General features: G+C 45.8%; 8 protein-coding genes. 3 read left to right on the forward strand and 5 right to left on the reverse strand.

Going from position 1 to position 12,007, the window contains the following annotated elements; translation table 11 throughout:
- Nucleotides 1-114 precede the first annotated feature (114 nt).
- The 3 genes from B3Q63_RS08225 to B3Q63_RS08235 all read left to right on the forward strand — a co-directional run bounded on the left by B3Q63_RS08225 (nucleotide 115) and on the right by B3Q63_RS08235 (nucleotide 4,733).
- A complete protein-coding gene (locus B3Q63_RS08225) occupies nucleotides 115-1,587 on the forward strand; it encodes an NAD-dependent succinate-semialdehyde dehydrogenase (RefSeq protein WP_296175630.1) in 1,473 nt (490 codons plus the stop codon).
- A 164-nt stretch (nucleotides 1,588-1,751) separates the two neighbouring features.
- Nucleotides 1,752-3,014: a 4-aminobutyrate--2-oxoglutarate transaminase gene (gene gabT, locus B3Q63_RS08230; RefSeq protein ID WP_296175632.1), complete on the forward strand. Its 1,263-nt coding sequence runs from the start codon at nucleotides 1,752-1,754 to the stop codon at nucleotides 3,012-3,014.
- Nucleotides 3,015-3,293: 279 nt separating this feature from the next.
- The gene (locus B3Q63_RS08235) at nucleotides 3,294-4,733 is read left to right on the forward strand and encodes an APC family permease (RefSeq protein WP_201625390.1); all 1,440 of its coding nucleotides are present in this window, start codon (nucleotides 3,294-3,296) and stop codon (nucleotides 4,731-4,733) included.
- 106 nt (nucleotides 4,734-4,839) lie between these two features.
- Here B3Q63_RS08235 and B3Q63_RS08240 read toward each other — a convergent pair whose 3' ends face one another.
- From B3Q63_RS08240 to B3Q63_RS08260, 5 genes are all read right to left on the reverse strand, one after another.
- On the reverse strand, nucleotides 4,840-6,213 hold the full coding sequence (locus B3Q63_RS08240) for an NAD-dependent succinate-semialdehyde dehydrogenase (protein ID WP_296175634.1): 1,374 nt from the start codon (nucleotides 6,211-6,213) through the stop codon (nucleotides 4,840-4,842).
- A gap of 277 nt (nucleotides 6,214-6,490) precedes the next feature.
- Nucleotides 6,491-7,363, reverse strand: a complete 873-nt coding sequence (gene aguB / locus B3Q63_RS08245) for an N-carbamoylputrescine amidase (RefSeq protein WP_349676428.1) — start codon at nucleotides 7,361-7,363, stop codon at nucleotides 6,491-6,493.
- A gap of 120 nt (nucleotides 7,364-7,483) precedes the next feature.
- Complete coding sequence (locus B3Q63_RS08250) at nucleotides 7,484-8,977, reverse strand: Na+/H+ antiporter NhaC family protein (RefSeq protein WP_201565107.1); 1,494 nt, start codon at nucleotides 8,975-8,977, stop codon at nucleotides 7,484-7,486.
- Nucleotides 8,978-9,191: 214 nt separating this feature from the next.
- Nucleotides 9,192-10,556, reverse strand: a complete 1,365-nt coding sequence (locus B3Q63_RS08255) for an NAD(P)/FAD-dependent oxidoreductase (RefSeq protein WP_296175637.1) — start codon at nucleotides 10,554-10,556, stop codon at nucleotides 9,192-9,194.
- 1 nt (nucleotide 10,557) lies between these two features.
- Complete coding sequence (locus B3Q63_RS08260; protein ID WP_201565106.1) at nucleotides 10,558-11,901, reverse strand: glutamine synthetase family protein; 1,344 nt, start codon at nucleotides 11,899-11,901, stop codon at nucleotides 10,558-10,560.
- Between the last annotated feature and the right edge of the window lie 106 nt (nucleotides 11,902-12,007).

The following is a 12,007-nucleotide window of genomic DNA, read 5'->3' on the forward strand; positions in this document are numbered from 1 at the left end:
ATAACAAGTTATCAATAATTATTTGAGTCATAACCTTTTATTTATTGTTGGGTTTTTTATCGCTATAAATCTGCAAACCCTATCTGCAAAATAACATTGACAAGGAGTGTCAACATGTCACAACTGCCACATACGCTAACGCTATCAAACCCAGACTTACTCAGACAGCAATGCTTCATCAAAGATGGCTGGCACGGTGCTAGTGATGACGCGACCATTGACGTCAGCAATCCTTTTAATGGCGAGATTATCGGTAGCGTGCCAGGCCTGACGACCGACGATGTCAATGATGCGGTTGCGGCTTCTCATGAGGCGCAAATCACGTGGGCAGCCAAAACCCCAAAAGAGCGCGCTGAGCTACTACAAAAGTGGGCAGACCTTATCGATGCCAACAAAGAAGATTTGGCCATCATTATGACCGCCGAACAAGGCAAACCTTTAACCGAGTCACGCGGGGAAGTTGGCTATGCCAATAGCTTTATCCGCTGGTTTGCTGAAGAAGGCAAGCGTGTATACGGCGATGTTATCCCTGCCAATCAAGCACAGCTGCGCCATGTCATCCTAAAACAGCCTGTGGGTGTTTGCGCGGCTATCACGCCTTGGAATTTTCCTGCAGCGATGATTACCCGTAAAGCAGCCCCTGCACTAGCGGCAGGCTGTACCATGATTATCAAACCTGCAACCGAAACGCCATTTTCTGCCTTGGCACTGGCTGCCTTGGCTGAGCAAGCGGGTATTCCAGCGGGCGTTATCCAAGTCGTCACTGGCAAATCATCAGTCATCGGCGATATCCTAACCGGCGATGCACGCATTCATAAACTATCATTTACCGGCTCTACCGAAGTCGGTCGCACCTTGATGGCTCAATGCGCCCCAACCATCAAAAAACTGTCATTAGAGCTCGGCGGCAATGCGCCATTTATCGTCTTTGATGATGCCGATCTTGAAAAAGCCGCTGAAGGCTTAATCGCCTCTAAATATCGTAACGCGGGTCAAACTTGTGTTTGCGCCAACCGTGTCTACGTGCAGGACAGTATCAAAGACAAATTCCTAGACGTATTTGTGAAAAAAGTCGCTGAGCTTAATGTCGGTAATGGCATGGACGAAGGCGTCGATATCGGTCCGCTAATTAATAAAAAAGCCTTGGAAAAAGTGCAGGCACTGCTAAAAGATGCGTTAGATAAAGGCGCAACCCTTATCACGGGCGGCAGCACCAACGGCGCATCAGAGCTGACTTATAACCCAACGGTAATTACCGATATCAGCAGTGACATGGATATCGCCCACGAAGAAATCTTTGGTCCTATCGCCACTATCTTTACCTTTAAAGATGAAGCCGACGTCATCCGTCAAGCCAACGATACTATTTATGGGTTGGCTGCATATTTCTACAGTGGCAGTTATGCACGCTCATGGCGCGTCACCGAAGGTTTAGAGTACGGCATTATCGGTCATAATACCGGTCTTATTTCTACCGAAGTCGCACCATTTGGCGGCGTTAAGCAATCAGGCTTTGGCCGCGAAGGTTCAAAATACGGCATCGAAGAATATGTTGTGACCAAATACTGGTGCTCTGATGTTAGTTAATAGCTGGAGCTAATAGTTAGCTATTTTATGTTTTAACCGTTTAATTTTTAACCAGTATTTAACGGGATTCAGCAGCAGGAATCTCCAATATTGCTAAACCTTATTTTATAAACCGCCATCACATCACTGGCATCTACGTAAAGAAGAAAGAAAAGGATATTCTTATGACTACTACCAATCAATCATTACTTGAGCGCCGTAAAGCGGTTTTGCCAACAGGACTTGGCGTTGCCTTTCCTATCTTTGCCGAAAAAGCAAAAAACTCGGAAGTTTGGGATATTGAAGGCAACCGTTATATCGACTTCGTCGGCGGTATCTCAGTATTGAATACCGGTCACAGCCATCCAAAAATCACTCAGCGTGTGCATGAGCAGCTAGACAAATTTACCCATACTGCCGCGCAAATGATTAACTATGAATGCTATGTTGAGCTTGCTGAAAAGCTTTGCCAAAAAGCCCCTATCAGCGGTGATACCAAAGCCTTCTTTTTGACCACTGGCGCTGAAGCCGTTGAAAACTGTATCAAGATTGCTCGTGCAAAAACCGGTCGTCCGGGTGTCATCTCTTTCGTTGGCGGTTGGCATGGTCGCACGCTAATGTGCATGAGCCTAACGGGTAAAGTATTACCATACAAAAAGAACTTTGGTCCGATGCCAGGACCTGTATTCCATGCGCTATTCCCAGCTGAAGAGCTAAATGTCACTGAAGCACAAGCATTGCATAGCCTTGAGATGATTTTCCAAGCGGATATCGACCCAAGTGAAGTGGCGGCGATGATTATCGAGCCAGTACAAGGTGAGGGCGGTTTCCATCAAGTGACGCCATCGTTTGCCAAAGCCTTGCGCGAGATTTGCGATGAGTATGGCATTGTGCTGATTTTTGATGAAGTACAGTGTGGTTTTGCCCGTACCGGTACGTTGTTCGCCAGTGAGCAGTTGGGCGTTGAGCCGGACCTAATGACCAGTGCCAAGAGCTTGGCGGGTGGTTATCCTATTTCTGCCGTTATCGGCCGCGCTGATATTATGGATGCGCCGCAAGTAGGCGGTTTGGGTGGTACTTATTCTGGTAACCCACTGGCTTGTGTGGCTGCATTGGCAGTTATGGAAGTTATCGAAGAAGAAAATCTACTTGAGCGTAGTGTTGAGATTGGCGATAAAATCGAAGCTTTCTTAAAGGGTTTAAACTTAAGCAGCATCGGTCATATTCGTCATAAAGGCGCGATGTTAGCGTTTGAGCTAATCGACAGTGATGGCAAGCCTGATGTTGAAGCAACGGCCAATTTAAAAGCCAAAGCATTTGAGCAAGGTCTGTTATTAGCCTCTTGTGGCATGTTCGGTAACGCCATTCGCGTGATGGTGCCACTAACGGTTGAAGATGAAGTGCTCCAAGAAGGCCTTGATATTATCAAAGGTATTTTGACTGCTTAAAGGCGTTAATATTTAACAATAATGGATGCTTAAAGTTTGGATGATGACAGTCCTGCTTTGAGCGGTGGTTTTACAACGGCGCCTTGCAAGTCAAGACGCCGTTGTTGTCTCTGCTATCGATATATAAAAACATTATCAAGCTTCTCAGTCGAGAAGTATGGAAAGATAAACATGAGGGGCGATGCCCTGTTACATAAATCCTGTTATATAAAATACATGTCACTCTAGGTGTAATGAGCAAAAGATTCACATGGATTAAACACGGACAAGGAGTAGATTATGTCTGAATTAAAAAAATCTTTAGGGACGCTAGACGTTATCGCGTTGGCATTTGGGGCGATGGTCGGTTGGGGCTGGGTCGTCTTAGCGGGTGGTTGGATTTTGTCTGCTGGTACGTGGGGTGCGATGCTGGCATTCTTGATAGGCGGACTGGCAGTGATACTGATTGGGGTGACTTATGCTGAGCTTGCCGCATCGATGCCAGTCACCGGCGGTGAGCACACTTATACCCATCGCGCATTAGGGGTCAATGTCTCCTTTATCTGCTCATGGAGTATTCTATTTGGTTACTTCTCAGTGGTCGCGTTTGAGGCGGTCGCACTCCCTACAGTCGTAGAATATTTTATCCCCAATTATAACCAAGGCTACCTCTGGACCATCGCTGGCTGGGATGTGTACGCCACTTGGGTCGGGGTCGGTATGCTGGGCTCCGTCATTGTAACGTGGCTCAATATCCGCGGTATGGAAGTCAGTGCTTGGTTCCAAAAAACGGCCGTATTAGGCATTTTATTCGTCGGTACGTTATTGTTTATCGGTGCGGTACTGTTTAATCCTGAAAGCTCGAATTCAGTACAAGCGCCAGCCTTTATAGGTGGTATCGGCGGTATAATGGCGGTTATTGTTATGGTGCCGTTTATGTTTGTCGGCTTTGACGTTATCCCGCAGGCAGCAGAAGAGATTGATTTAACGCGCCCCAATATTGGCAAATTTTTGATTATCTCGATTATCGTTGCGGTGATGTGGTATGTGGGTATTGCGTGGAGTGTGGGCACAACATTGCCACTGGTACAAGCAGAGAACTCAACCCTCGCTACTGCTGATGCCATGACCAATGCATGGCAGGGCAAATGGGCGGGTATTTTGTTAGTGATTGGCGGTGTGCTGGGTATTTTATCCAGCTGGAACGCCTTCTTAATCGGTGGTAGTCGTCTGCTATATGCGATGTCCAGAGCACATATGTTGCCAGCCTTTTTAGGTAAATTGCACCCCAAATATAAAACACCATCAAATGCCATTTTATTAATCGGTGGTCTGGCGACGCTTGCGCCGTTATTTGGTCGCAAAATGTTAGTTTGGATTGTCGATGCCGGTGGTTTTGGTATCGTTATCGCTTACACCTGCGTCGCTATCTCATTCTTAGTACTGCGCTACCGTGAGCCTGATATGGTTCGTCCGTTTAGAATACCAGCAGGTAAACTGGTCGGTATGCTGACGATTGTGCTAAGTTTTGGTTTATTGATGCTCTATATGCCAGGTATGCCATCTGCGTTGACCGCTGTTGAATGGTGGATTTTCTTTGGCTGGACCGTCTTAGGTATCGTGTTATATAGCTATGCAAGGATAAAATATCCTGGTATCAGTGAAGCGATTATGGCAGAAGAGCTACGCGAATTAAAAATTGTCAATCAGCTATGGTTAAAAGACAATCCAAAGAAATAGTTTTTATTCCGAACCGATTATAGTAATAAAATTCCGCTGCAAAAAAAGCCTAACAGTGAATGTTAGGCTTTTTATTATTCTCAAAATCAATCAATCAATCAATCGGTTAGGATTTATCACGAATCAACTTATAATTTAAAAACTCAGTGATACCAAGCGTACCAAGTTCGCGGCCAAATCCTGAGCGTTTGACACCACCAAATGGCGTGTTTGCTTCACTACCAGAAGGAGCATTGATAGTAACCATACCGACTTCTAGTTTGTCAGCAATATCAGCAGCTAGGGCAGCATCTTGCGTTTGGATGGAAGCGCCAAGGCCAAAAGGCACGTCGTTGGCTATCTTAATCGCATGCTCGATATCAAGAGCTTTGTAGACGACTGCAACAGGACCAAATAGCTCCTCACGGTAGACATTCATAGATTCGTCAACGTCTGTCAGTACTGCAGGCGCAAACCAAGCACCCGGCTTGTCTTTGACCATGCCACCTTCGACCAACACCGTCGCGCCGGCTTGAACGGCACTGTCTAGCTGCTCTTGTAAATTAACTGCCGCCGCTTTTGAAGACATTGGACCGATAAAAGTACCTTCATCAAGCGGATCAGCCAATGTCATGTTACGTACGGCATTGGTAAAGCCTTCGACGAATTTATCATAGACCGATTCAACGACGATAAGGCGTTTGGCCGCATTACAAGCTTGCCCTGTATTACCAAACCGACCTTCGATTGCACCTTTCACGGCTTGTTCGATATCGGCATCGGCTGCGACGATAAAGGCGTCTGAGCCGCCAAGCTCTAGCACTACTTTCTTCAGCGCGCCGCCTGCAACTTTTGCAACCGCTTGACCTGCGCGCTCAGAGCCTGTTAATGAGACGCCTTGTACGCGGCTGTCTTCGATGATGGTCGCTGCTTGCTCATTGGTGGCAAAGACATTGTTATAGACGCCCTCAGGTAAACCGGCCTCTTTTAGGATATCAACGATGGCTTCGGCGGTCTTAGGACACTGCGGCGCGTGTTTTAGAATAATGGTATTGCCCGCCATAAAGTTTGGAGCGGCAAAACGTGCTACTTGATAATGTGGATAGTTCCACGGCATGATGCCTAATAGAGGGCCTACGGGGAGTTTTTCTACAGAAGCAGAACCGCTATCAACATCGATGCTATGCGGTGCTAGTAGCTGCTCAGCGTTATCTGCGTAGTAGCGATAAATCTCAGCAACCAAGCCAATCTCGCCTTTTGCTTGGGCGACAGGTTTGCCCATCTCATTGGCCACGATACGAGCCAGCTCATCTTGGCGCTCAAGATAAATATCGGCAATTTTATGCAGCAAGGCACTGCGTTCAGTGAGTGAAACCTGACGCCAGTCTTGATAAGCACTGTGCGCTTGTTCAATTGCGTTCTGGATGTCTTGTTCAGTTGCTGTCGGGTAGGTGGCTTCTACTTCGCCAGTCGCTGGGTTGTTTACTTGATAATCGCTCATTATTATTCCTTAGGGTTAGATTCAAAATCCGTTTATGTTTTTTTCTATGCGTTTATTTCTATGTGTGTATTTCTATACTTATCTATCTATACTTGTATTTCTGTGCTTGTCTGTTTAAGTTTATCTTTTTAAGCGGATAATGTTGGTTGCTGCTGAGTAACGTTATGAGTCTTGCTACCAGCAAAAAAGATTTGTCTTATGCGTACATCCATGACCTGATGCTAAAGAAACACTATTTCAAGTGCTACAAAGGCTTCATTTCGGCATCGCTTATCATTTAGCCATGAGTCAGTAACATGCCATACATCGATGGACGGCGATCACGGAAGACGCCCCATTGGCGGCGCGCGATAGCCAGTTCATCTAAATCAAAAGTAGCAGTAAGAACTTCTTTTTTATCCTTCGATGCTTCTTGGATAATCTCGCCGCGACCATCGGTGATAAATGAGCTACCGTAGAATTCTAGCGTGCTGTCATTGCCATTTTGACTGATGGTTTCTGTACCGATACGATTCGCCGCGATAACTGGCATAAGGTTGGCGGCGGCATGACCTTGCATACAGCGCTGCCAGTGACCTTTTGAGTTAATACCCAATGTTGGCTCATCGCCAATCGCTGTCGGATAAAACAGTAGCTCTGCACCCATCAGCGCCATGCTACGCGCGCACTCAGGAAACCACTGATCCCAGCAGATACCGACGCCGATTTTGGCATATTTGGTATCCCAAACCTTAAATCCAGTGTCGCCTGGGGTAAAGTAAAACTTTTCGGCATAAGGGATGCCATCTGGGATGTGGGTTTTACGATACGTGCCCAGTATCTCACCATCGGCATCAATCACGGTGACACTGTTAAAAAACGTATTACCAGACTTTTCATAAAAGCTGATGGGCAATACTATGTCTAACTCTTTGGCCAATGCTTTAAAGTGGTTGATAGCGGCATTGTCGGCAACTGAAGTCGCCAGTTTAAAGTAATCAAAATCATGAACTTGGCAGAAGTAGGGGGTTTCAAACAGCTCTTGTAGCAAGACAATATTGGCACCGGCTTTAGCAGCCCTAGTCACTAATTCAGTGGCGGTATCGATATTTTGCTGTTTATCCCAACCGCACGCCATTTGGGTTGTCGCAACGGTGACAGTTCTCATTATCTAATTCCTTTTAGTTATTGAGAGAGGTGGGCGGTTTTCAGAGAAGACTATCTATGGGTAATAATTGATAAAGTATTTATCCATAGATAGCGCTCATTGGAATGCTTGTAATGGTACAAATTAAGCCATCATATAACCCAAGCCTAGGAAGGTCACGACGGATAAACCCGCGCCGAGCATGGCATAGGGGAACTGAGTAAAGGCATGTTGCATCGGTGAACAGCCAGCGCCTTGGGCAGCCAATAACGATGAATCACTAAAGAAGCAGGCATGACTACCAAATGAAGAAGCTGACAATAAAGCCCCAATCATCAGTGGCGTGCTGACACCAAGCGCTAACGATATTGGGAATACAATTGGCATGGCAAGGACATATAGTCCCCAGCTTGATGAGGTGGCAAAAGTTAGGAATGCCATGACCGCAAAGATAACAGCAGGGAAGATGACAATCGTCATATATGGCGTGATAGCCTCAATCACGTATGAGGTCATACCCAGCTCGTCATTGATGGCTTTTAGGAAAAAGCCGCCGACTACCGTTGATAGTGGATAGAGCATCACTTTAAAGCCTTTAAAAATAGCCTCAACTTGAGTCTCAAAGCTTAAAATCCCTTGTATCCAATACACCACAACCGTGACAAAACAAGTCAATAGCGCGCCACGTAATAAATCAATTTCAAAATAAACCGTTGAAATAATCAATAAAATCATTGGAAAAGCAAAGTTCATGATATTGGCTTTAAACGACAGCTTACGTTTGGCTTGAACGTTTGAAACCAATTGCTCTTCTACAAAGGCTTCGGGGACAGGATTACCCGCTTTGGCGCGAGCCTCAGCTTTTTTCATCGGACCCCAGTCACCCAAAATGCCATAAGCGACCAAAAATACAATCAAAAGTGCAAACCAAGCATAAGCCATATAAGGAATGGCACTGATATAAAGCCCGATACCTTCACCGTCTCCAGCCACACCGTTCTCTTCTAATAGACCGGCAAAATAGACCGCCCAAGTAGAGATAGGAACGATGATACACATAGGTGCGGCGGTTGAATCGACAATATAAGCGAGTTTCTCACGCGAGACGTTATAGACGTCAGTGAGCTTTTTGACAGAAGTGGATACCGCTAGACAGTTTAAATAATCATCAATAAAAACCACGACGCCTAAGGCAAAAGTAGCTAATAATGATTGACGGCGTGATTTGATGATTTTTTGTAGCCATTCACTAAAGCCATCGAGACAACCACTAATCTCAAGTAGCTGAATCAGACCACCCATCAGACCGCAGACAAGCACAATCCAGATAATGGTCTCATTGCCCAGTACCATCGACATATTGTCGGCAAAAGGGGACACCAAATCAAACGGGTTGAGCATCACAAGGCCCGCGACACAGCCTGCAATCATAGACTCAAACGGTCGTCTAGAAACAACAGCAGTGACCAGCACTAATAATGTGGGTAGTAGAGATAAAGCACCCCAAGATTCATTGGGGTCACGGATGGTCGATAACCAAGCAAAAGCCAGATAAATGGCGGCTGCTACTATTAAGGTTAGAAATACTCGCTTGTTATGATACTGCCCTTCGACAGCCTCGCTGAGTTTCATGTTCATACTTACGCTCCCTGTAAAACCTCATTGTTTGGAACAAACTCTGTTTTATGGTTGGTGCTCGATAGGCAGTAGCGCATCAGTGCATTCGCTTTCTATCGAGCTCTATCACAACAATCCATTGCTATGACAGATTTATGTCACATCACCTTTAAAATAAAAACGTTGCATGCAAGATGTATCAATCCACGTTAATTATTTAGAGGCTTTGACGTATTTACATGCCAGTCGTGTCTTTTAGCGCATACCACCATGAGCCCATCACAGAATAAGGCACGCGTAGGGCGCGGCCACCTGGGAACGGAATCCAAGGAATCTTGGCAAAATTATCAAACTCTCTGGTGTTACCATTGATGGCATCGGCCAAGATTTGGCCAAACAAATGCGAGCCTGTCACGCCATGACCACTATAACCATGCGCAAAATAGACGCGGTCATGGAGTTTGCCCATTTGAGGTACTCGAGAAAAAGACAAAGCAAAGTTACCACTCCACGCGTAGTCAATTTTTACATCACGTAGCTCTGGGAAAATTTTGTTCATATTTGGTCTGATTTTGGCTGTGATATCAGCGGGGTCTTGACCACCGTAGACCGTACCACCGCCAAATAACATGCGCTTATCTGCCGACAGGCGATAGTAATCAAGAATATAGCGAACATCCTCGACACAGACGTCGGTTGGAAGCAGCTGGTCTGCTAAATCACCCAATGGTTCGGTGGCGATAATCTGCGTTGATACGGGCATGACACGGTCCGTCAGCTTGGGTATGACTTTATTGAGATAGGCATTACCGCATAGAACCGCTTGCTTACAAGTAACGGTGCCAAACTCGGTGATGATTTTGATAGAGTCATCGGCATACTCAATATCAACCACTAAGGTGTTTTCGTAGATAGTACCGCCAGATTTTTCGATAGCAGCGGCTTCGCCAAGCGCTAGATTTAGCGGATGGATATGACCACCTGAATGGTCAATAATACCGCCCACATAGGCGTCGGTTTTTATGTGCTCTTGGATACCATGCTTATCGAGCATTTCTCGATCATGCATACCATGGCTTTCCCATAGGGCATGCGTCTCTTGTAAGTCTTTTAATTGACCATTATTTAACGCGGCAAAGATATTTTTTTCTTTAAGGTCGCAGTCAATATTATAATCAGCAACAAAGCGACGAATGATTTTGCCACCACGGGTCACGAGCTGACCGACGAAATTTGCGTTTTCTTGACCATAAGACTTTTTGATTTTTTGTAGGCTGGCGTTAAGACCGTTGACGATTTGACCGCCATTACGCCCTGATGCACCCCAACCAATTTGCGCGCCTTCTAGCACCACCACTTCATGATCAGTTTCGATAAGGTGTAGCGCCGTTGATAAGCCGCTATAACCGCCGCCGACCACACAGATTTCCACTTGGATATCGTTTTTTAGGGTTGGTCTATCCGGCTTAGGATTACGGCTGGCCGCATAATAGCTATCAGGGTATTGACCTTTATCTGAATAATGCGGGATATTGCGCGTGTTATTCGAGGATAGGTTTGGGCTCGTTGCTGCGCTGTTATTTAAGTTGCTATTTGACATATCAAACATCCTGTAAATAGGTGAGGTATTCAAGGTTGGTCACTTGCTGAGCAAAGCGTTTGGCTTCTTGTTTTTTGACCGCAATCAATAGCTCAATCATCTCACTTGGAAACAATGAATCAATGATGTCGCTGCTTTCAAATTTGCGGATGGCGGACAGCCAATCTAATGGCAAGGTTTTAAGCTCGGCTTCGTTGTAAGTAATGCTATTGACCGGCTCTGGCGCTTCAAGCTTGTTTTCGATGCCATAAAGCATGCCTGCTAATACCGCACTACAGACCAGATAAGGGTTGGCATCGGCTCCCGATACGCGGTGCTCGATACGGCGTGCTTGTGAGTCGCCACCAGGGATGCGTACGGCGGCAGTGCGGTTTTCATAACCCCATGACACATTGTTTGGTGCCAGCGTACCTGGGGTAAAGCGGCGATAAGAGTTGACGTGTGGGGCAAATAACAAGGTACAGTCTGACATGGTTTTTAATAAGCCTGCGACCGCATGGCGCAAGATGTCTGACCCTTCTTCTGAGCCGTCATCAAAGACATTGTTGCCATCTTTATCAAGCAGGCTGCAGTGGACATGAAAACCATTACCTGATTGCAAACCAAAAGGTTTAGCCATAAAGGTGGCCGTCAGCTTACGGCGTGCTGCGACTGATTTAACTACTTGTTTGAATAAAATGGCATCGTCAGCGGCTTTTAACGGGTCATCGACGTGCAGTAGGTTAATTTCAAATTGACCACAGCCGTTTTCAGCTAAAGCCGCATCAACCGGAATATCAAGTTTTTTACATTGCTCATAGACTTCATCTAAAAACTCATCAAACTGCAATAAGTCATTGATACTTAAGATAGAGGTCTTGTTCAGTCTTAAGCCACTCTTTGGGCGAATAGGCGGTTTTGGTGTTTCGCCTTCGGTGTAATCAATTAAATAAAATTCAAGCTCCGTTGCCATAACCGGCGTCAATCCCAATGCTTTGAATTTTTTGCTGACATAATCTAAAACGTGGCGTGCATCACCGTAATAAGGCTCATTGTCTTCGGTATAAAGCCAAACGGGCAATAGCGATGAGGGCGCACTGGTATTGAGCAGCGGATAAGCGGCACGGCCGGTAGGGCGGGCGATGGCATCGATATCGCCATTGCACTGAGAGGATTCGATAACATCCGCACCCCAGATGTCGACTCCTAAAATCGATAATGGCAAACGTATCGCGCCATTTTCTGCTTTTTCCATCTGATTGAAGGGGATGCGCTTACCACGAAGTAATCCATTGATATCCCCCGCTGCAACATACACATATTCCGTATTATTTGCAGATTCGACCATTCCATTGGTTGTCGTCATGTCTATTATCCCTATTGATGTTGATTTTTACTCTGATTATGGTTGCGCCGTTTATGGTCGCTGTCATTCATAATTGACAAGTCAAGATTGTGAATAACGTTAAATA

Source organism: Psychrobacter sp. UBA2769 (assembly GCF_002352555.1).
GTDB lineage: Bacteria > Pseudomonadota > Gammaproteobacteria > Pseudomonadales > Moraxellaceae > Psychrobacter > Psychrobacter maritimus.

Bases quoted from the DNA above. Each gene is read 5' to 3' on its own strand.
- gabT (WP_296175632.1), top strand. From the start codon at position 1,752: ATGACTACTACCAATCAATCATTACTTGAGCGCCGTAAAGCGGTTTTG.
- B3Q63_RS08225 (WP_296175630.1), top strand. From the start codon at position 115: ATGTCACAACTGCCACATACGCTAACGCTATCAAACCCAGACTTACTC.
- B3Q63_RS08260 (WP_201565106.1), bottom strand. From the start codon at position 11,901: ATGACGACAACCAATGGAATGGTCGAATCTGCAAATAATACGGAATAT.
- B3Q63_RS08255 (WP_296175637.1), bottom strand. From the start codon at position 10,556: ATGTCAAATAGCAACTTAAATAACAGCGCAGCAACGAGCCCAAACCTA.
- B3Q63_RS08235 (WP_201625390.1), top strand. From the start codon at position 3,294: ATGTCTGAATTAAAAAAATCTTTAGGGACGCTAGACGTTATCGCGTTG.
- B3Q63_RS08250 (WP_201565107.1), bottom strand. From the start codon at position 8,977: ATGAACATGAAACTCAGCGAGGCTGTCGAAGGGCAGTATCATAACAAG.
- B3Q63_RS08240 (WP_296175634.1), bottom strand. From the start codon at position 6,213: ATGAGCGATTATCAAGTAAACAACCCAGCGACTGGCGAAGTAGAAGCC.